This is a genomic window from Streptomyces sp. NPDC054834 (assembly GCF_053611185.1).
In genome coordinates this window covers 17,076-36,884 of record NZ_JBSGZV010000008.1, presented here as the reverse complement: position 1 = coordinate 36,884, position 19,809 = coordinate 17,076, and the positions used below count along the sequence as shown (strand labels likewise).

The following is a 19,809-nucleotide window of genomic DNA, read 5'->3' as shown; positions in this document are numbered from 1 at the left end:
TTGCCGGTCACTCGGCCCGGCCGGCGCTCAGCCGGAGCAGGGCCCGGACCAGTCCGTCTCGGGCAGGTGCTTCTCCGACCAGACGGCCAGTTCCTTCAAGGCCGGCTCAAGAGCCGAGCCGGCCTCGGTCAGCCGGTACGAGACGCGCAGCGGCGGGCCCTCGTCCACCTCGCGCACGACGAGTCCGGCGGCGCCGAGTTCGGTCAGCCGGTCGGAGAGCATGCGCTCGCTGAGGCCGGGGATGGCGCGGCGCAGGTCGGAGAAATGCACCGGGTGCTCCATCAGCACCGCGACGATCATCCCGGTCCAGCGCTTGCCGAGCAGTGAGAACACGCGCGTGATCGCGCTGTCGACCTTCTTGCAGGGCTCCGCGGCGTGCTCCCTCATGGCGCCAGTCTACTATGACCTTCACTGGAGCTGAAAAAAAGTAAGCCCCTGTGTTATTACTAGGTACGCACGGAACGGCCGTCCGGTCTCGTTCCCTTCGGCACGCCTTTTCTGGAGATGACCATGGCAACGCTGCTGCACCTGGACTCGTCCCTCTGGCCCGAGGCCGCTTCCGCCTCCCGCTCGGTCACGGCCGCCTTCCGCAAGGCGTGGGAGGAGCAGCACCCCGACGGGACCGTGATCCACCGCGACCTGAACACCCACCCGGTCGCGCATCTCGACGCCCTGACCGCGTCCGCCGGTTTCGTCGACCCGGCCGATCACACCCCGGAGCAGGCGGCGGCCTTCGCCGAGCGGCTGAAGCTGATCGAGGAGCTGGAGAACGCGGACGCCGTCCTCATCGGCGCCCCGATGTACAACTTCACGATCCCGTCGACGCTGAAGGCGTGGCTCGACCAGGTGATCCTCGTGGGCCGCACGGCGATGGTCGAGGAGTCCCCGGTCAAGGGCACCCCCGTGTACGTCGTGGCCAGCCGCGGCGGTTCCTACGCTCCCGGCACCCCGCGCGAGGGCTTCGAGTACGTCCAGAACCTGCTGGGCTCTGTTCTCGGCGACATGCTGGGCATGGAGGTCGACTTCATCGTTCCCGAGCTCACCATGGCGCACTCCAACCCGGCGATGGCGGAACTGATCCCGCTCGCCGAGGCCTCCAAGGCCCAGGCGCACGAGGACGCCGTCACCAAGGGCAAGGCTGCCGCGCTGAAGGCAGCCGCCTGACACGCACGGGCTGGGCGGCGGGCGGCTCCTCGTCCGGGCACCGCCCGGTCACGGGCTTCGCCCTCAGGGCACGTCGCCGTGCCAGTCGTAACAGGTGCCGTCGTGCGGCCGGGGTGCGTACAGGGCGCGGCCGCCCGGGCCGTAGCGGCCTATTTCCGTCAGGAGCGCCACCGGCTCGCCCGGCGTCCGGCCGGGGCGGTCGGTGACGTCGAGCAGCAGACCGTCCAGCGGCCCGCCGACGAGTTGGGCATAGGCATGGTCGGGCCGGGGGCCGGCGTCGTCGTGGTCGGCCCCGTACACCCGGCCGCGCATGAACTCCTGCTCATCCATGCCGGGCAGCCTCGCATCCGCCACTGACAACCACCCGGCGGACGGTGCGGTACTACCTCGCCCGGGCGGCCGCGGGAGCCGTGGCAGGGCCGGAGACGGCCCTGTCGAGCGCTTCCCAGGCCCGCCGCGCCATGTCCACCACCCGCTGCGGCGCTCCCGCGACGGGTTCCTCGGGCCTGCCGGACGACCGCCACCACCGCAGCACGGCCCGTTCCACCTGCGGCAGCGCCCGCTGTCCGGTCACCGCGAGCACGATGGCCACGACCACACCCGTCCAGCCGAGCGGGCCGAGCGGGGTGCAGCCGAAGAGGTGGCTGACACCGGGGGTCTGCACCAGCGCCACGAGGGCTGCCGCGGAGCCGAGGGCCGTGAACCGGACCAGCGGGCTGTCCCGGCGGTCGGCGAGGGTCTGGGCCAGCTGGGTGCCGACCAGAGCGCACAGCGCCATGGTGGTGGAGCGACGGGCCGTGCCCGCGGTGAAGCGGCCGATCAGCCAGGCAGTGGTCGCGCCCAGGCAGGTGGTCAGGGCGCGGTGCCGGATCTGTCGCATCAGCGGTCTGCCGAGCAGGGACGTGACGAGCTGTTCGTCGGGTGCCGCCGCCAGGTCCTCGTCCCGGTCCTCCTCGTGCGGGGTGACCGCCACGGCCATCGCGGGGAACAGGTCGGTGAAGAGGTTCACCAGCAGCATCTGGCGGGTGGAGAGCGGGGCCGCGCCGGCCAGCAGGCTGCCGAGGATGCCGAAGCTCACCTCGCCGGCGTTGCCGCCGATCAGCATGGCGATGGCGTCGGCGACGCAGCGCCACAGCGCCCGGCCCTCGGCCACCGCGTCGGTCAGCACGGCCAGATCGCCGTAGGTCAGGACGATGTCGGCGGCATTGCGCGCCGCGGCCGAGCCGCGGGCCTTGATGCCGACGCCGATGTCGGCGGCGCGGATCGCCGCGGCGTCGTTGGCACCGTCGCCGACCATGCCGACCACCCGGCCGGCGTCCCGGAGCGCCTCGATGACCATGAGTTTCTGCTCGGGCGCGACCCGGGCGACGACATCCGCGTCGCGCAGGATCCGGGCCCGCCGCGAACGGTCGGCGTCGGCCAGCTCGTCGCCGGTGACGACCGCGGTGTCCGCGGGCCAGCCAAGCTCGATAGCGATGGCCCGGGCGGTCTGCGGGTGGTCGCCGGTGAGCATCACCGGCCGGACGCCGGTCTGCCGCAGTTCCTGGACCAGGGCGCGGGAGTTCTCCCTGGGCACGTCGGACAGCGCCAGCAGACCCGTGAAACGGAGCCCCTCCAGCGCCTGGTCGAGGGCGTCCGCGTCGTCCTCGCCCGCCGCCAGCGGGCGGTGGCCCACTGCCAGGACCCGCAGCGCCTCGCCGGTCAGCGCGTGGGCCGCCTCCAGGGCCTCGGGGGGAAGGTCGGCGCAGGCCGGCAGCACGGTCTCCGGCGCGCCCTTGACCACCAGCACGCGGAGTCCGTCCGCGGAGTGGCCCACGGCCGCGGCGTAGCCGCGACCGGTTTCGAAGGGGCGGCCCCCGGTCTGCACCCAGTACGGGTCGGGCCCGGCCGCGTCCAGCACCGCCTCGTCGGTGGCGTGGGCGGGCTTGTCCTCCCCGTCCCCGTTCACACGGGGGCAGGCCCGCGCGGCGACCCGTACGGTCTCGGCGGACTCCGGGCTCACGGCCGTACGGACCGTGCCCCGGGCGTCGGCCACCCGCACCAGGCGCAGCCGGTTCTCGGTGAGCGTGCCCGTCTTGTCGAAGCAGAGCGTGTCCATGCGGCCCAGCGCCTCCAGCGTGCGCGGGGTGCGGACCAGGACGCCCCGCCGGCTGAGCCGCCGGGCGGCGGCGAGCTGGGCCACCGTGGCCACCAGCGGCAGCCCCTCGGGAACGGCTGCGACGGCCACCGCGACCCCACCGCTGACCGCTCGGCGGACCGGGGCGCCGCGCAGCAGGGACAACCCCGTCACCGCGGCCCCGCCCGCGAGCGTCAGGGGCAGCGCCTTGCGGGTGATTTCCTGGAGCCTGGCCTGGACCCCGCCGGCCGGTGGCTTGCGGGCCGCGAGGTGGACGGCACGGGCCGCCTCGGTGCGGTCACCGGTGTGGACCACTACCGCCCGGGCGTGTCCGGCGACCACGGTCGTGCCTTCGAAGACCATGGACCGGCGGTCGGCCACTGCGGCATGCGGGGTGGGTTCGGTGTGTTTGTCGACCGGCAGGGACTCGCCGGTCAGCGCGGACTCGTCCACCTCCAGCCCGTCCTCCCACACCAGACGGGCGTCGGCGGGTACGACGTCGTCGGCGGTGAGCTCGATGATGTCGCCGGGGCGCAGTTCGGCGGCGTCCACGGTCCGCGCCTCGTCCGGCGGCCGGGCCTCCTCACCGCCCCGTGACTCTTCCCGCGGCTCGTCCTGAGGCTCTTCTTGAGGCCGCTGCGCGGGGCGGCTGAGGCGCGCCTTCTGCTGCTGTTCGGCCAGCAGTCCGGACAGAGCGCGCTCCGCCCGCAGCCGTTGGACGCCGCCGATCGTGGCGTTCAGGTCGAGCGCCCCGACGACCAGCAGGGCGTCCACGGCGGAGCCGAGGATCGCCGAGGCGGCGGAACCGACCGCGAGCACCGGGGTGAGCGGGTCGTCGAGTTCGCCCCGTACGGCCCGGCCGAGCTGTACCGCCCAGCGCGCCGGGGCGGACGCGGGACCGATCACGGGGTGCTTGCGGGCGGCTTCCGCGAGGCCGCGGACCCGGCCGGTCGTCCGCTCGACGGCGGTGGGATGCGCCGCGGTCTCCCGCGCCAGCCGCTCGTGGACCTGCTCGATCTCCAGGGCGTGCCATGCGATGCGCGGGCGGGGATGCGGAGCCGGGGCCGTGCCCACGCGGAGGGCCGCGCGCGCTCCGCCCAGCAGCGCGGCGGCGGCGACCACGTCGACCGGCGCGTGCCGCAGGCCGGGCAGCGGCGAGCCCTTGGGCTTCCGGGACTCGCCGACGGCCACCAGCAGCCCGGACAGGACGGCACCGGAGCGGGCCAGGGTCTGCGACCTGCGACCCACCGCCCGGGCGGCCGGGACGGCGGTCAGCAGCCGCCAGACATCCGTCAGTCCGTGCGCGGCCAGCACGTCCGCACCCCAGACGACGGCCCCGTCGCGGTCGGTGAGGGCGACGGCCACATCGCCGCCGAGCAGTCCGGCGAGCACGTCGGTCTCATGGATGGAGGTGGGCCGGGCAACCGTGATGACGGTGTCGCCCCGCTCGCGCAGCTCGCGCACCACCTCGTCCCACGGCCGGTCGCCCTCCACCACCTGGTCGGCGAGTCCGCCGAGGTCGCTCAGGGCCGGGTCCTCGGTCATCACCACATTCAGCCTGGCGTGCCGCGCGGCGTCGAGCACGGCCTCGCCCCACGGGTCCGGGCCGCCGTCCGGTGCGCGCAGCGCCCCGGCGTGCAGCACGAGAGTGTCCGCGGTCTCCAGCTCTCGCAGCCGCGCGGTCTCCCGCACCAGCACGCCCTGCCGGGCCAGGGTGCCGCTGAGGACGGCGTGGAAGGCGCCGGGGCCGTAGCGGGCGGCCTTGGGCGAGCCGGCCAGTACCGCCTCGGCCGCCTCGTTGACGTCGTGTTTGACCAGTTCGGTCACCACGGCTCCGAGCACGCTGCCGATGGAGGCGTGGGCGGCGTACTCCTGGTACGGGGCGGTCCGCAGCGGTGGGCGCGGGCAGTGACCGGCGGGCACGCTCACCCGCCCGGGCCCGGACAGCAGGTCGTGATCGGCGTCGAACGCCGCCGCGCGCGCCATGCGTTCCGCGAGCTGGCAGGAGCGCAGCGTCCCGTCGATCACCAGGGCGGTCGGCGAGCGGTCGGCGGCGTGGGTGACCGCGTTGGCGGCGGCGAGCACCAGGTCCATCCGGGCGAGGCCGACACGGCCCGCCAGCCAGGAGCGGAAGCGCGGGTTCTCGCGCAGCAGCGTGACCCCGGCGGTCACCGCCCGGGCCGAGCGGGGCAGCGGCACCGAGGAGGCGATGAACCCGATGGCGGCGCCGACGACGTCGACCGCCAGGGTCGCCGCCGCGAGCCGTAGACCACCCGGGTCGCCGGGGTGGGCGTACTCCTCCGGCTCGTCCTCCATGAAGACCAGGCCATGGCGTTCGGCGAGCCCGGCGGCGTGTTCGACCACCCCGTCGGTGAGCTCCTCCTCGCTCGCGGTGACCACCAGCCGTCCCAGCCCTCCGTCCCAGTACGCGAGTACGACGTCGGGATGTTCGGCCAGTGCCTCGGCCACCTTCTCGCACGCTCGGGCCACCGCCCGGGCCCCGCCCTCCAACCGGACCCGCTCGGGGTCGGCCGGGCGCAGCGCGAGGTGGGCCCGCGCGCCCGACCGCCACTGGCCGGTCCTGCCCGGCATGGCGTTCCGTACGACCCGTGCGGCCCGCACCGTGGTGTCGGCGCCGCGCACACCCGCCCGCGCGGTCGCCGTGGCGGCCCCGGCGACCAGGCCCGCCACGGGCGCGGCCCCGCTTGCCAGCAGCCGGGAACCGGCCACTGCGAGTCCGACCGCCTTCGAGGGACGCATCACTCCCGCAAGCCGCATCTCGCTCCCTCAGTCACTGCTCCCATTCTGGCCCCCGAGTCCCCGCGATGCCTGGTCATCCACATCCGAGCCGGTGAATCGGCCCAGAACCTTCCCGGCACGGAGCCACGCGCGTCGACGTTTACGTCTCCCAGGGGCGGTCACCCGATGTAGTGACCCCGATGTCGAATGCGACTGGGAGTGAACAAGGTGGCTGGAGAGCAGAAGGCCAAGGCCAAGATGGAACAGGCCAAGGGCAAAACGAAGGAAGCCGTCGGCCGGGCTACGGACGACGAGGGGCTGGCGGCCGAGGGCCAGGCCAAGAAGTCGAAGGGCGACCTGCGTCAGGCGAAGGAGAAGGCCAAGGACGCCTTCCGGCGCTGAGCAGGGCTGCACCCGGCGAGGTCCCCGTTCACGGAACGGGGACCTCGCCGTACTTGTGACGTCCGCCGAGGTGGCCCGGGGCAAGCCGGGCGGCGAACGGGTGCGGTGGATCTGCGGTGACGCGACAGAGAGGGAAACGGGGCCACGGGTCACCGATCGGCAGCCGTGCGGATGTCGGTGTCCCAGTCGAGCAGCCGGGCCAGCTCGTCGTCCCCGGGGCGGGGCGCAGGCCGTCCCCGGCCGGTGCCGGTGGGGGCGTGGGTGGCGCGGGACATCCGTCCGCTGACGGTGATGTTGTGCTCCACGCGCGGGCGGCGGCATGTCTCGTAGACGGAGAACGCCGTCCGAGTATCGGCGGTGTCCCGCAGGGACTTGGCGAGGACGACGGCGTCCTCCAGAGCCATCGAGGCCCCCTGCCCCGTGGCCGGGGAGGCGGCGTGCGCGGCGTCGCCGATGATCAGGGACCGCCCGGTGTGCCAGACGGTGCCGAGCGGCATCTCGGTGGCGTTGGTGACCATGACGCGGCCGGTGGAGGCCGCGACGATGTCCGCGGCGGGCGTGGCGTCCTTGCGCAGCAGCGGCACGAGCCGCTCACGCCAGGCGGCCGGTGTGGCGTGGGCGAGTTCGTCGGCGGGCAGCGGTTCGCCGGCGACACGGGCGAACCAGTACGTCTCCCCCTCGGGCGAGACCGCGTAGCCGAAGGCCGCCTCGGTGCCCCGCACCATGGTGATGTGGCCGGTGCCGTCGGCCGACGGCCCGCCGCCGGTGTAGCCGTAGAAGACGCGCTGGCCCGCGTACCCGGGGCGCGCACCAGGGGCGATCAGCCGGCGGACGGTCGAGTTCAGCCCGTCCGCGCCGATCAGCAGGTCGCCCGTCACCGTACTGCCGTCGGAGAAACGCGCGGTGACGTGGTCCCGGCCGTCGTCCACGGACAGCAGCCGGGTGCCGTGGCTCAGGCCGATGCCCCGGCGTACGGCTTCGGCCTGGAGCGCGGCGTTCAACTCGCCGCGGCGCAGGCACCGGTAACGCAGGGCCGGATCGTCGGCCTCGCCCATGGGCGCGTGCGCCAACTCCGCGCCCTGGCTGTCCAGTAAGCGCATCGAGGTCAGCGGGAATCCGATCGCCGTGACGGCGTCCGTGGCATCGAGTTGCGCCAGGGCGCGCATGCCGTTGCTCGCCAGGGTCAGGAACGCTCCGATGTCCTCGGCCGTGTCGGGGTGTGCCTCGAACACGGCGACTTCCAGCCCCGCCTTGTGCAGGGCCAGCGCGACCGCGGTGCCCGCGATCCCACCGCCGATCACCAGGACTCGTGTCATGTCCAACTCCCTGTCGTATACCGGCCGATCAGTTTCCCGTGCGGCGTGCGTGATTCGCCACCGCGCGCCTATGCCCAGGGCCGCGGTCCCGTGGCGTCGTGCCACGCACGCAGGGACTGTCCGTCCACGCAGACGATCCCGCACAGTCCGGCGTACTCGGCCGCCGGCGCGGTGAAGTCGCTGGTGGTGACGACGATCGCGATGTCGGCCTCGTGGACGGTGAAACAGGTGCCGCCGAAGCGCTGGAGTTCCTCCGAGCCGACGCGATGGGTGTCGCCGTACCGTTTGCACTGGATGACGACGCGTCGGCCGTCCGGGGTCACGGCCAGGACGTCGGCACCGAGGTCTCCGGCTCCGCCGACGACTTCCACCTGTGAGCATCCGTCCCGTTCGCACAGGACGGCTATCGCCTGTTCGAAATCGTCGGCGTCCAGTGCGTCGTAGTCCACGGCGCCGCCTACGTCCTGCGGCGGCTCCAGCGCCTCCACGGCCGTGCGTGTCGCCGCGTCGAGGGCCGCGGCGGCCCGCTGCGCCGCCCGCCGGGCGGTCCACCGGCTCCGCCCGCGTCGCAGTGCCGGGGCGGAGGCCGCGGCGAGCAGGCACAGGAGGGCGATCCAGGCCGGACGGCGTTCGAAGGCGGCGGCCACCGCGCGGGCGGCGAGGCCGAGGACGCACAGGAGCAGGGCGAGAAGGCCGAAGTACAGCGCCGTCGCGCGCAGGTCGAAGGGGCGTCGGCGGCTGTTACGGGTCAGGCGGCGTGCGGGCGTGGTCACGGCGGTGAGGCTCCCCCCTCTGGCAGATGTGAAGATCACCTCTACCGTCTGCCCAAGATCACGCCGTTCAGCGGGACCGCGCCGCTCGCCGGGTTCAGGAGTCCAGGTCGTCGGCGAAGTGCCGGAACCCGTGCCGGTCCTGGTGCAGGGACCACAGCACGTCCGCGAGCACGACCGGGTCCTTGCGAGGGTGACCGGGGATGATCTCACCGGGGATGATCAGCTGTGCGACGTGAATGCCCTCGGCGGCGAGTCTGTCGTGCAGCAGATGGCCGTACGCACTCTCCGCGGCGAACGCGATCGACGTGCCCGCCCGTTCGGAGTCCGGAACGACGGCGGTGCCGCCGTTGACGAACAGGATCGTGCCGCGGCCCAGGCCACGCATGCCGGGCAGCACCTGCTGGACGGCGGCGACCGGACCGTAGACCGAGAACTCGACCGGCCCGATCAGATCGGTGTGCGTGGTCGCCAGCACGGGACGCATGAAGTCGCGGTGCGGGACGGGGCTGTACTGAAGGATCTCGATCGGGCCGACGGCCGCGGCGGCCGCCCCCAGAGCGGCCGCGAGCGCCTGCGGGTCGCGTACGTCGGCGGCGAAGCCGCGCGCGTCGACTCCGTCGGCGGCGAGTTCACCGGCGAGGGCGTCCAGGCGGCCCTGGTCACGGGCCACCAGAGCGACGTCGTACCCCTCCCGCCCGAACCGGCGCGCGACGGCCGCCCCCAGACCCGGTCCGGCTCCGACGACGGCGAGCGCGGTCATGAGGCGGCCGTCGGGGTGGTACGCCTGGGAGTCACAGTCACCGGTTCGCCTCCCGATCTCCGTACGGCTGCTTCCGAGGGGCCTGGCCGTGCGCGGGCCCGCTGTGCCAACCGTAAGCTCGCGGTGGGCCCCTCGGCATCCGTGAAGTGCGCTGAGTAGTCTGCCGCCTGGTACATGTGATCGACCAGGGGGGCGTGTGCGCAGGCGGGGTGCGCTGGGGCGCGGGATGCGCGTCGGCATGGTGATGGCGGGCGCGCCCGGCCTTCCGTGGGCGGTGCTCGCCCTGGTGGTGGCGGTGGTGGAGTTCGCGACCGGCGGGGACACCGAGTTCGCCACGCGTGATCTTCGGTACTGCGGGCTGCTCGTCGCGGGCAGTGTGGTGGCCGGTGTGTTCATGGGCTCGGTCCTCGGTGGAGGGCTGGCCCTCGCGTCCCGGGTCGTCGTCCGGCCCTGGCCGCTGGCCCTCGTGGGCGCGCTGCTCGGCGGCCTCGCCTTCGTCGCCGAGTTCATGGTCGTCACGGTGGGCACGGACGGGGGCTACGCGGAGATCGCGGTGACCTTCCTGGCGTGGCCGGTGATGACGGGGGTGGCCGCCGCGCACAGCTCGGACATCGCGGGGCTGACCCGGACATGGGCGTGGCTGTGGGACCGGCGCATCGGCCGACGGCGCGGTACGCCCGCTCACGGCGAGCCCGAGCACCTATGATGATCCCGATGACGAGTCCGGAGCAGCCTTCCGAGCGACCGCCCGTGCGGCGGTCCTGGGCGCTGCTCGTGCTCGCGGTGCTGGCCGGCCTCATGGCCATGCACGCCCTGGCCCCCGGCGGCGGCCTCCACGACGACCACGCCCGGATGCGGCACACGACGGTCGCGGTGGCATCGCACGACGGCTGTGCCGGCGACGACTGCGGCGGAGGCCACCTCCGGCACGCCGACTCCGTCTGCCAGGCGGCAGCGGTGAGCGGCGGACCGGCGCTGCCCGCCCTCGTGCCCGACCCGGTGGCCGTCCCCGGCCGCGCCGAAGCCGTGCACTCGCACGTCGCCCGGACTCCCGACGGCGCCCGCGCTCCGCCCTCCCTGGCCGAACTCCAACTCCTGCGGATCTAGACACCGCCCGCACCGCGCCGACCGCCCCACGACAACCGGGCACGGCGTGCCCCGGCATGCCCAGATCCCTTACGCACCGCAGGAGTTCCCTCATGCGCAACACCCGTACCCGTACCCGCCGCGCCGCCCTCGCCGCCACGGCCGTCACCGCCGCCCTCGTCCTCGCCGCCTGCGGCAACGACGGCGGCACCACCGGCAGCGGCCACCAGAGCCACGGCTCCACCTCGCCGTCGGCGAGCGCCACCGCCACGGCGGGCGCCCACAACGCCCAGGACGTCTCCTTCGCCCAGGGCATGATCCCCCACCACCAGCAGGCGCTGGAGATGGCCCGTCTCGCCGCCGACCGGGCGTCCTCCGCCAAGGTGAAGGACCTCGCCGCGCGCATCGAGAAGGCCCAGGACCCGGAGATCAGGACCATGAGCGGCTGGCTGAAGTCCTGGGACGAGGAGGTGCCGGCGTCCGGCAGCTCGATGGACTCGATGCCGGGCATGAACCACTCCGCGCGCTCCAACCGTTCCGGCATGTCCGGGATGATGGACGACAAGGAGATGGAGAAGCTGGCGAAGGCGTCCGGCACCGGCTTCGACACCATGTTCCTGACCATGATGGTCGAGCACCACCAAGGCGCCGTCGAGATGGCCACGACCGAGAAGACCAAGGGCCGGTACGGTCCCGCCACGGCCATGGCCGGCGACATCGTCACCGGGCAGACCGCCGAGATCACCGAGATGAACAAGCTCCTCGGCAAGGGCTGACGCTCCCCGGCGGAGGGGGCCGGCGGTCGCGCCGCTCCCCTCCGCCACGACCCCCGTGCCCCCACCTGGGCGGATCGGGGAACCGGTCCTCCCGGAGCCGCTACGCTTGGGTCGCCGCAGCGCCTACACCCCTGTCCACGTGGTGAGTTGACGCGAGCGGCGGTCAAGATGTCGTACGGCAAGAGGGTGGGACCACAGGTGCTGGCAGCGGGCCGATACCGGTTGCAGGACGCGATCGGGCGAGGCGCCATGGGGGAGGTCTGGCGGGCCTTCGACGAGATACTCGGCAGACCCGTGGCGGTGAAGCTGCTGCTGCCCCAGAGCTCCGACCCCACCGCCACTTCCCGCTTCCATCTGGAGGCACAGACCGCCGGCTCCCTCAACCACCCGAACGTGGTCGGCGTACTCGACTTCGGTGAGCACGAGCGCGGTCTGTTCCTGGTGATGGAACTGGTCGAGGGCGACAGCCTCGCCCGGCTGCTCGCCACCTCCGGGCCGCTGCCCGCCGCACACGTCGCCCGTATGGCCGCCGAGGCGGCCGCCGGGCTCGCCGCCGCCCACCGGCAGGGCATCGTGCACCGCGACATCAAGCCCGCCAACCTCCTGCTGGACGCCGACGGCACGCTGAAGATCGGCGACTTCGGCATCGCCCGCTTCTTCGACGACCCCGGTGCCGCCCTGACCGCCACCGGGCAGATCGTCGGCACCAGCCTCTACCTCGCACCGGAACGCGCGCTGGGCAAGCCCGCCGGCCCGGCCTCCGACGTGTACTCCCTGGGCTGTGTGCTCTACCAGCTCCTCACCGGCCGTCCGCCCTTCCAGGGGGACAGCGCCCTGATGATCCTGCACCAGCACCTGGACGCCGCTCCGGTGCCGCCCCGCGGACTCGGCGTCGAACTGCCGCCCGCCTTCGAGAACTACCTGCTCGGACTCCTCGCCAAGCGGCCCGAGGGCCGGCCCTCGGCCGAGGAGGTGGCGGACTGGTTCGGGCGCGGCGCCTGGCGCGGGGCGGTACAGCCCCTGCCGCAGGAACTGCCCGGCCAGAACCGCGGGGCCACCGCCGGGGGCCCTCTCGGGCCGCAGGTCCCGGCCGCGCGGGCCGCCGCACCGCCCGCGCGGGGTGCCGGCACTCGTATGCCCGCCGCCTCCACCGCGGGCCGTCCCGGCCCGGCGGCGGACACGGAGTGGCGTACGTCGGTGCACCGGGCCGCCGCGCAGCGCTCCCGCCCGTCCTTCCTGCGCCGCTCCCGTGTGCTCGTCCTGCTGGGCTGCACCGCCCTGTTCGTCGCGGCCCTGCTCGCCGGCATGGCCTGGTTCTCGCCGGCCGGCTCCGCGGGGGGCCGGGAAGCCGACCCGTCGGCGAGCGCGCCGTCTTCCACCGCACCGTCCTCGGCGACCACCGCTTCGCCGTCCCCGGCGTCGGACCTCACGGCGGTCCCCCGGAAGGCGGGCGGCCACGGAGGCAGGGGCAGGCACTGACCCCCTGAGGCCCGATGGGCCCCTCGCGGGAGAGGCGCTCGGAAGACGGGGTGTGTCGACCGGCGCATCGGGGGGACCATGGAAGGCAAGGCGTCTTCCGGCGCAGGCGGGCCGCCCTCCGGACCGACGGACGGCCCGCGCCGCCGGCGGAAGGAGTGCCTGCGATGAGCCAGGCCGATTGGGCTCCGGCGATCCTCGGCCGGACCGGAACCGAGCGACCGGGGGACCAGTCGTCGCAGCCCAGCGGGCTGATGGACGTGCTCGCCGTCTCGGCGGTGCTGCTGGACGCGGACGGGCGGGTCGTTCTGTGGAGCCCGGAGGCCGAACGGTTGTACGGCTACACCGCCGAGGAGGCGCTGGGCGAGTACGCGGCGCGGCTGCTGGTCCACGCGGATCACTGGGACTGGGTGGTCAAGACCTTCGTCCACGTCATGGAGACCGGCCAGAGCTGGGCCGGCACCTTTCCCATCCGCCGCAAGGACGGCAGCACACGGCAGGTGGAGCTGCGCAACATGCGCCTGCTGGACGACCACGGCGATTTCTACGCCCTGGGCCTGGGCACCGACTCACCCACGCTGCACGAGCTGGAGCGCGACGTCGCCCTGTCCACCCGGCTGATCTCCCAGTCCCCCATCGGGATCGCGATCTTCGACAGCGATCTGCGGTACGTCGCCGTCAACCCCGCCCTGGAACGCATCAACGCCGTCTCCGCGAAGGACCACCTCGGCCGCCACTACCGCGAGATCGCGAGCGGCGCGGAGTTCGACGCGGCCGAGGCCGCGATGCGCGAGGTGCTGCGCAGCGGGAAGCCGATGGTCGAGCAGGCGCCGCTGGTGGGCCACACCGCGGCCGACCCCGGGCACCAGCACGCGTGGACGATCTCACTCTTCCGGCTGGAGGACACCCAGGGCCGGATCCTCGGCCTGGCCGAGCTCGTGGTGGATGTCACCGAGCGGTACAAGGCGGCCAAGGAGGCCAGTGAGACACGGCGGCGCCTGACCCTGATCGCCGACGGCTCCGCCCGTATCGGCACCACCCTGGAGGTCGAACAGACGGCCAGGGAGCTGGCCGAGGTCACCGTCCCCGCCTTCGCCGACATCGCCGCCGTCGACGTGCTCGACTCCATCCTCGACGAGCACCGGCCCGCCTCCCGCGAAGGCTCCTCCACGTTCTTCCGCGCCCTCGCGGTGAAGGCCTCCTACCCCACCGACGCCATCCGGGCCGCCGACCAGCCCGGCCGGATCACCACCTACCCCTCCGACCGCCTGGCCACCCAGTGTGTGCGCACCGGCCAGCCCATCCTCGTCCGGCACGCCGACGGCAACGACCTGTCGCGCATCGCCCGGGACGAGCAGTCGGCCACCCTGCTGGCCCGTGCCGGAGTGCACTCCTACCTCGCCGTGCCGCTCGCCGCCCGCGGCACCACCATCGGCTTCCTCGGTCTGTCCCGCGCCCGCGATCCGCGGCCCTTCGACGAGGACGACATGGCCATCGCGGTCGAGCTGGCCTCCCGCGCCGCGGTGTGCATCGACAACGCCCGCGCGCACCAGAGCGTGCGCAACGCGGCCGAGGCCCTCCAGCGCAGTCTGCTGCCCGATCACCCGCCGCGCCTGCCCGGGCTTCAGGTGGCCTCCCGGTACCAGCCCGCGCAGGCCGCCTACGAGGTCGGCGGCGACTGGTACGACGTCGTCCCGCTCGACAGCGCCCGCACGGCCCTCGTCGTGGGCGACGTCATGGGCAGCGGTATCGACGCAGCCGCCACCATGGGCCGGCTGCGCACCGCCACCACCGCCTACGCCGACCTCGATCTCGACCCCGCCCAGGTGCTCCACCACCTCGACGCGCTCACCTCACGGCTGGAGCAGTACATCGCCACCTGCGTGTACGCCGTCTACGACGCCCGGAGCGCCGAGTGCCACCTCGCCACCGCCGGCCACCTCCCGCCCGCCCTGGTCCGCCGCGGCGAGCACCCCTGTCTGCTGGACCTGCCGACCGGCGCACCGCTCGGCGTCGGCGGTGTGCCCTTCGAGACCGCCACGGTCTCGCTCGCCCCCGGCGACCAGCTGGTCCTGTACACCGACGGACTGGTCGAGACGCGCGAGGACTCCATCGACGAGCGCCTCGAGATCCTGCTGCACCTCCTCGACAAGCCGGACTCCCCTCTGGAGGAGACCTGCGACCGGCTCCTGCACGACTTGAGGCATCCCGCGAACCACGACGACGTCGCCCTGCTCATCGCCCGTGTCCGCCCCTTCACGGCGGAGGCCTGACCGGCCGCCCGAGATGCGGATCAGCGGGCCTGTGCCGACCCTGGTAACGGGGCCCGTTCCGCCGGGGGCCCGTTCCGCCGAGGAGGCAGACACCATGTCCATGATGGACAAGCTCAAGAGCATGCTGAAGGGCCATGAGAGCCAGGCGTCCAAGGGCGTCGACAAGGCCGGTGACTACGTCGACGACAGGACCCAGGACAAGTACAGCCGCCCGGTCGACACGGCCCAGGAGCAGCTGAAGGACCAGCTGGGCCGCGAGCAGGGCCGGGACAACCCGCCCCAGACCTGACCCGCCCCCCTCCGCGAGCCGTCGCACCCGGGCGCGCCGCGCGGCACGCCCGGAGGTGACGACACACCCCACGCGTACGGCCTTCCCCACCCATACTTGTCCTTGCATGGACACGACGAACAAAAGGGTGGGGCATGACTGAGGCGTTGGTGCTGGGCGGCGGCGGGGTCGGCGGTATCGCCTGGATCACCGGACTGCTGGCGGGGCTGGCCGACGGCGGACAGGACGTGACGGGGGCCGACGTGATCATCGGGACCTCGGCCGGGTCGGCCGTCGCGGCGCAGCTGGGCAGTGGACTTGAGTTGGCGGAGTTGTACGCCCGGCAGGCGGACCCCGCGTCACAGGCCGCCGAGATCATGGCGGAGATGGATCTGGAGGGGTTCGCCGCGGACATCGCCGCCGCGATGGGCGGTGCCGCGACCGTGGCGGACATGCGGCGGGCGGTCGGCAAGGTGGCGCTGGGCGCGACGACCGTGCCGGAGCCCGAACGCCGGGCGGTGATCGAGTCGCGGCTGCCGGTGCACCTGTGGCCCGCGCGGGCGCTGAGGATCGTCGCGGTGGACGCCGAGACCGGGGAACCGCGGGTGTTCGACAGCGCCTCCGGGGTGCACCTGGTGGACGCCGTCGCGGCGAGCTGCGCGGTGCCGGGTGTGTGGCCGCCCGTGACGATCGACGGGCGCCGGTACGTCGACGGCGGCGTGCGTTCCATCGCCAACGCCGACTACGCCTCCGGCGCTTCGCGGGTGCTGGTGGTCGTGCCGATGGGGGGCACCGAGCCGTTCCCGAGTGACGCGCCGCTGGAACAGGCCGTGGCGGAGCTGCGCGCCCAGGGCGCCCAGGTGCTGGTCGTCGAGCCCGACGAGGCCTCCCTGGCCGCGATCGGCCCCAACGCGCTCGACCCGGCCACCCGCACCCCGGCCGCCGAAGCGGGCCGCGCGCAGGGACGCGCGCTGCGGCTCGAGTGGAGCCGCGTCTGAGCCGGGCCCAGGGCCCGTCGTCGCATTCCCGTCGTCGCCCGAAGGGCGGCTCCGCGGCGTCTGGTGCGTGGCCGGCCGAAGGCCGGGAGCGTGCCAGGCGTCGCGGGGCAGAACGGGAATGCGACGACACGCCCTGGCGGCCCGCCGACGGCTCGGTACGGTGCCGTCGGCGGGCCGGGAACGGTTGGCGGGGGCCCGGCCGGCTCAGGCGATCTCGACGAGCAGATCGCCGCCCTCGACCTGCTGGATCCGGTTGATGGCCAGGCGGGACACGCGGCCCGCCTTGCTCGCGGTGATGGTGGCCTCCATCTTCATCGCCTCGATGGTCGCCACCGTCGCCCCGGCCTCCACCTCGGTGCCCTCGGTGACCGCGAGCGTCACCACTCCGGCGAACGGCGCTGCGACGTGGCCGGGGTTGCTCCGGTCGGCCTTCTCGGTGACCGGGACGTCGGAGGCGGCCGCCTTGTCCCGTACCTGGATCGGCCGGAGCTGACCGTTCAGCGTGGCCATCACGGCGCGCATGCCGCGTTCGTCGGCGTCGCCGACGGCCTGGAGCTCGATCAGCAGCCGTACGCCGGGCTCGAGGTCGACGGCGTACTCCTTCGCGGGCCGCAGCCCGTAGAAGAAGGCCTTGCTGTCCAGGACGCTGGTGTCGCCGAAGGCCTGGCGGTGGGTGTCGAACTCGCGCGTGGGACCGGGGAACAGCAGCCGGTTGAGGGTCGCGCGGGGGGACTTCTCCAGGCCCTCGCGGTCCTCGGCGGACAGCCGCTGCACCGGCTTGGCCTCGGCGCGGCCCTGAAGGGCCTTGCTGCGGAACGGCTCGGGCCAGCCGCCGGGCGGGGTGCCCAGCTCGCCGCGCAGGAAGCCGATGACGGAGTCGGGGATGTCGTACCGGTTCGGCTCCGCCTCGAAGTCCGCCGGGCTCACCCCGGCACCGACCAGGTGCAGGGCGAGGTCACCGACCACCTTGGAGGACGGGGTGACCTTGACCAGGCGGCCCAGCATGCGGTCGGCGGCGGCGTACATCGCCTCGATGTCCTCGAAGCGGTCGCCGAGGCCGAGCGCCACCGCCTGGGTGCGCAGGTTGGACAGCTGGCCGCCGGGGATCTCGTGGTGGTAGACGCGTCCGGTCGGTGAGGCCAGGCCCGCCTCGAAGGGCGCGTAGATGCGGCGGACGCTCTCCCAGTACGGCTCCAGGTCGCCGACGGCCTGGAGATCGAGACCGGTGGGCCGGTCGGAGTGGTCGGTCGCGGCCACGATCGCCGACAGCGACGGCTGGGAGGTCGTACCCGCCATGGAGGCCACCGCGCCGTCCACCGCGTCCGCGCCGGCCTGGACCGCGGCGAGATACGTGGCCAGCTGGCCGCCCGCGGTGTCGTGGGTGTGCAGGTGCACCGGCAGGTCGAACTCCCGGCGCAGGGCCGAGACGAGCTTCGCGGCGGCCGGGGCGCGCAGCAGGCCCGCCATGTCCTTGACGGCCAGGACGTGGGCGCCCGCCTCGACGATCTGCTCGGCCAGGCGGAGGTAGTAGTCGAGGGTGTACAGGCGCTCGCCGGGGTCGGACAGGTCGGCGGTGTAGCAGAGGGCGACTTCGGCGATCGCCGTGCCGGTCTCCCGTACGGCTTCGATGGCGGGCCGCATCTGGCCGACGTCGTTGAGCGCGTCGAAGATCCGGAAGATGTCGATGCCGGTGGCGGCGGCCTCCTGCACGAAGGCGTCGGTCACCTCGGTCGGGTACGGCGTGTAGCCCACCGTGTTGCGGCCGCGCAGCAGCATCTGAAGGCAGATGTTGGGCACGGCCTCCCGCAGGGCCGCGAGGCGCTCCCAGGGGTCCTCGGCGAGGAAGCGCAGGGCGACGTCGTAGGTGGCGCCGCCCCAGCATTCCAGGGACAGCAGCTCGGGCAGGGTCCGGGCGACCACCGGGGCCACGGCGAGGAGGTCCTTGGTGCGCACGCGGGTGGCGAGCAGCGACTGGTGGGCGTCGCGGAACGTGGTGTCGGTGACGCCGATGGTCGGCGACTCGCGCAGCCAGTGGGCGAAGCCCTCCGGGCCGAGCTGGACGAGCCGCTGCCGGGAACCCGCGGGCGGCTCACCGGCGGGCAGCGGGGGCAGCTTGGTGACCGGGTCGATCAGCGGGGGCCGCTCGCCGTGCGGCTTGTTGACGGTGATGTCGGCGAGATAGGTGAGCAGCTTGGTGCCGCGGTCCGCGGAGGAACGCGCGGTGAGCAGGTGCGGGCGCTGCTCGATGAACGAGGTGGTGATCCGTCCGGCCTGGAAGTCCGGGTCGTCCAGGACGGCTTGCAGGAACGGGATGTTCGTGGCCACGCCGCGGATGCGGAACTCGGCCACGGCACGCCGGGCCCGGCCGATCGCGGCCTTGAAGTCCCGGCCCCGGCAGGTGAGTTTGACCAGCATCGAGTCGAAGTGCGCGCTGATCTCCGTACCCGCGTGGGTGGTGCCGCCGTCGAGGCGGATGCCGGAGCCGCCCGGCGAGCGGTAGGCGCTGATGCGGCCGGTGTCGGGACGGAAGCCGTTGGCCGGGTCCTCGGTGGTGATACGGCACTGGAGGGCGGCGCCGCGCAGGGTGACCGTCTCCTGGGACAGACCGAGGTCGGCCAGCGTCTCACCGGCCGCGATGCGCAGCTGGGACTGGACCAGGTCGACGTCGGTGACCTCCTCGGTCACGGTGTGCTCGACCTGGATGCGCGGGTTCATCTCGATGAATACGTGGTTGCCGTCGCGGTCGAGCAGGAATTCCACGGTGCCGGCGTTGCGGTAGCCGATCTGCCGGGCGAAGCGCACCGCGTCGGCGCAGATCCGGTCCCGCAGCTCCGGGTCCAGGTTCGGGGCGGGCGCCAGCTCGATCACCTTCTGGTGGCGGCGCTGCAACGAGCAGTCGCGCTCGAAGAGGTGGATGACGTCGCCCTGGCCGTCGGCGAGGATCTGCACCTCGATGTGGCGGGGCTCGACGACGGCCTTCTCCAGGAACACGGTGGGGTCGCCGAACGCGGACGCCGCCTCGCGGGCCGCCGCCTCGATGGACTCGCGCAGCTGGGCGGGGGCCTCGACGCGCCGCATGCCGCGCCCGCCGCCGCCCGCGACCGCCTTCACGAACAGGGGGAAGCCGATCTCCTCGGCGGCCCGGACCAGTTCGTCGACGTCGGTCGACGGGGCGGAGGAGCCCAGCACCGGTACGCCCGCCTCACGGGCGGCGGCGACCGCGCGCGCCTTGTTCCCGGTCAGCTCCAGGACGTGGGCGCTGGGCCCGACGAAGGTGATGCCCGCCTCCTCGCAGGCGCGGGCCAGCTCAGGGTTCTCGGACAGGAAACCGTAGCCGGGGTAGACCGCGTCCGCGCCCGCGCGGGTCGCGGCGGCGACGATCTCCTCGACCGACAGGTACGCCCGCACGGGATGCCCGGGTTCACCGATCTCGTACGCCTCGTCGGCCTTCAGCCGGTGCAGCGAATTGCGGTCCTCGTGCGGGAAGACGGCGACCGTGCGCGCGCCCAGCTCGTAGCCGGCGCGGAACGCGCGAATCGCGATCTCTCCACGGTTGGCGACCAGCACCTTGCGGAACATTGTCGATCCCTCCAGCCTGCCGGTGACGAACACCATGGTGTCGGCCACTCCCCTGCCGTGCCACGCGATGAACGTTAGGGGGT

Annotated in this window: 16 protein-coding genes; 9 read left to right on the top strand and 7 right to left on the bottom strand. The window is 73.5% G+C overall.

The features are described from left to right. Nucleotides 1-27: 27 nt before the first annotated feature. On the bottom strand, nt 28-387 hold the full coding sequence (locus ACWGJM_RS13385; protein WP_453411801.1) for a winged helix-turn-helix transcriptional regulator: 360 nt from the start codon (nt 385-387) through the stop codon (nt 28-30). A 123-nt stretch (nt 388-510) separates the two neighbouring features. Here ACWGJM_RS13385 and ACWGJM_RS13380 point away from each other — a divergent pair, with 123 nt between their 5' ends. After that, a complete protein-coding gene (locus tag ACWGJM_RS13380; RefSeq protein WP_453411800.1) occupies nt 511-1,164 on the top strand; it encodes an FMN-dependent NADH-azoreductase in 654 nt (217 codons plus the stop codon). Between the two features lie 63 nt (nt 1,165-1,227). Here ACWGJM_RS13380 and ACWGJM_RS13375 read toward each other — a convergent pair whose 3' ends face one another. After that, nucleotides 1,228-1,494, bottom strand: coding sequence for a hypothetical protein (locus ACWGJM_RS13375; RefSeq protein WP_453411799.1), 267 nt, complete (start codon nt 1,492-1,494; stop codon nt 1,228-1,230). 52 nt (nt 1,495-1,546) lie between these two features. Then, complete coding sequence (locus tag ACWGJM_RS13370; protein ID WP_453411798.1) at nt 1,547-6,040, bottom strand: HAD-IC family P-type ATPase; 4,494 nt, start codon at nt 6,038-6,040, stop codon at nt 1,547-1,549. A 207-nt stretch (nt 6,041-6,247) separates the two neighbouring features. On the opposite strand from ACWGJM_RS13370, the gene ACWGJM_RS13365 reads away from it, so the two are divergent. Beyond that, nucleotides 6,248-6,421, top strand: coding sequence for a CsbD family protein (locus tag ACWGJM_RS13365; RefSeq protein WP_453411797.1), 174 nt, complete (start codon nt 6,248-6,250; stop codon nt 6,419-6,421). Between the two features lie 149 nt (nt 6,422-6,570). On the opposite strand, the gene ACWGJM_RS13360 is transcribed toward ACWGJM_RS13365, so the two are convergent. The 3 genes from ACWGJM_RS13360 to ACWGJM_RS13350 all read right to left on the bottom strand — a co-directional run bounded on the left by ACWGJM_RS13360 (nt 6,571) and on the right by ACWGJM_RS13350 (nt 9,270). After that, nucleotides 6,571-7,737, bottom strand: coding sequence for an FAD-dependent oxidoreductase (locus ACWGJM_RS13360; protein WP_453411796.1), 1,167 nt, complete (start codon nt 7,735-7,737; stop codon nt 6,571-6,573). Nucleotides 7,738-7,805: 68 nt separating this feature from the next. Continuing rightward, the gene (locus ACWGJM_RS13355) at nt 7,806-8,510 is read right to left on the bottom strand and encodes a restriction endonuclease (protein WP_453411795.1); all 705 of its coding nucleotides are present in this window, start codon (nt 8,508-8,510) and stop codon (nt 7,806-7,808) included. Between the two features lie 94 nt (nt 8,511-8,604). Next, on the bottom strand, nt 8,605-9,270 hold the full coding sequence (locus ACWGJM_RS13350) for an SDR family NAD(P)-dependent oxidoreductase (RefSeq protein ID WP_453411794.1): 666 nt from the start codon (nt 9,268-9,270) through the stop codon (nt 8,605-8,607). Nucleotides 9,271-9,466: 196 nt separating this feature from the next. On the opposite strand from ACWGJM_RS13350, the gene ACWGJM_RS13345 reads away from it, so the two are divergent. The 7 genes from ACWGJM_RS13345 to ACWGJM_RS13315 all read left to right on the top strand — a co-directional run bounded on the left by ACWGJM_RS13345 (nt 9,467) and on the right by ACWGJM_RS13315 (nt 16,147). Further along, a complete protein-coding gene (locus tag ACWGJM_RS13345; RefSeq protein WP_453411793.1) occupies nt 9,467-9,976 on the top strand; it encodes a hypothetical protein in 510 nt (169 codons plus the stop codon). 8 nt (nt 9,977-9,984) lie between these two features. Next, nucleotides 9,985-10,377 carry a DUF6153 family protein gene (locus tag ACWGJM_RS13340; protein WP_453411792.1) on the top strand — a complete coding sequence of 131 codons (393 nt, stop codon included), beginning with the start codon at nt 9,985-9,987 and terminating at the stop codon, nt 10,375-10,377. A 92-nt stretch (nt 10,378-10,469) separates the two neighbouring features. Then, on the top strand, nt 10,470-11,132 hold the full coding sequence (locus ACWGJM_RS13335; protein WP_453411791.1) for a DUF305 domain-containing protein: 663 nt from the start codon (nt 10,470-10,472) through the stop codon (nt 11,130-11,132). Nucleotides 11,133-11,330: 198 nt separating this feature from the next. Then, nucleotides 11,331-12,611, top strand: a complete 1,281-nt coding sequence (locus ACWGJM_RS13330; protein ID WP_453411790.1) for a serine/threonine-protein kinase — start codon at nt 11,331-11,333, stop codon at nt 12,609-12,611. Nucleotides 12,612-12,775: 164 nt separating this feature from the next. Next, nucleotides 12,776-14,881, top strand: a complete 2,106-nt coding sequence (locus ACWGJM_RS13325; protein ID WP_453411789.1) for a SpoIIE family protein phosphatase — start codon at nt 12,776-12,778, stop codon at nt 14,879-14,881. Between the two features lie 94 nt (nt 14,882-14,975). Beyond that, on the top strand, nt 14,976-15,170 hold the full coding sequence (locus tag ACWGJM_RS13320; protein WP_453411788.1) for an antitoxin: 195 nt from the start codon (nt 14,976-14,978) through the stop codon (nt 15,168-15,170). A gap of 134 nt (nt 15,171-15,304) precedes the next feature. Next, nucleotides 15,305-16,147, top strand: a complete 843-nt coding sequence (locus tag ACWGJM_RS13315; RefSeq protein WP_453411787.1) for a patatin-like phospholipase family protein — start codon at nt 15,305-15,307, stop codon at nt 16,145-16,147. Between the two features lie 204 nt (nt 16,148-16,351). On the opposite strand, the gene ACWGJM_RS13310 is transcribed toward ACWGJM_RS13315, so the two are convergent. Continuing rightward, nucleotides 16,352-19,726 carry a pyruvate carboxylase gene (locus ACWGJM_RS13310; protein WP_453412001.1) on the bottom strand — a complete coding sequence of 1,125 codons (3,375 nt, stop codon included), beginning with the start codon at nt 19,724-19,726 and terminating at the stop codon, nt 16,352-16,354. Nucleotides 19,727-19,809: the final 83 nt, after the last annotated feature.

Coding starts and splice junctions, on each gene's coding strand:
- ACWGJM_RS13385 (WP_453411801.1), bottom strand. CDS start 387: ATGAGGGAGCACGCCGCGGAGCCCTGCAAGAAGGTCGACAGCGCGATC.
- ACWGJM_RS13380 (WP_453411800.1), top strand. CDS start 511: ATGGCAACGCTGCTGCACCTGGACTCGTCCCTCTGGCCCGAGGCCGCT.
- ACWGJM_RS13375 (WP_453411799.1), bottom strand. CDS start 1,494: ATGGATGAGCAGGAGTTCATGCGCGGCCGGGTGTACGGGGCCGACCAC.
- ACWGJM_RS13370 (WP_453411798.1), bottom strand. CDS start 6,040: ATGCGTCCCTCGAAGGCGGTCGGACTCGCAGTGGCCGGTTCCCGGCTG.
- ACWGJM_RS13360 (WP_453411796.1), bottom strand. CDS start 7,737: ATGACACGAGTCCTGGTGATCGGCGGTGGGATCGCGGGCACCGCGGTC.
- ACWGJM_RS13350 (WP_453411794.1), bottom strand. CDS start 9,270: ATGACCGCGCTCGCCGTCGTCGGAGCCGGACCGGGTCTGGGGGCGGCC.
- ACWGJM_RS13340 (WP_453411792.1), top strand. CDS start 9,985: ATGACGAGTCCGGAGCAGCCTTCCGAGCGACCGCCCGTGCGGCGGTCC.
- ACWGJM_RS13335 (WP_453411791.1), top strand. CDS start 10,470: ATGCGCAACACCCGTACCCGTACCCGCCGCGCCGCCCTCGCCGCCACG.
- ACWGJM_RS13325 (WP_453411789.1), top strand. CDS start 12,776: ATGAGCCAGGCCGATTGGGCTCCGGCGATCCTCGGCCGGACCGGAACC.
- ACWGJM_RS13320 (WP_453411788.1), top strand. CDS start 14,976: ATGTCCATGATGGACAAGCTCAAGAGCATGCTGAAGGGCCATGAGAGC.
- ACWGJM_RS13315 (WP_453411787.1), top strand. CDS start 15,305: ATGACTGAGGCGTTGGTGCTGGGCGGCGGCGGGGTCGGCGGTATCGCC.
- ACWGJM_RS13310 (WP_453412001.1), bottom strand. CDS start 19,726: ATGTTCCGCAAGGTGCTGGTCGCCAACCGTGGAGAGATCGCGATTCGC.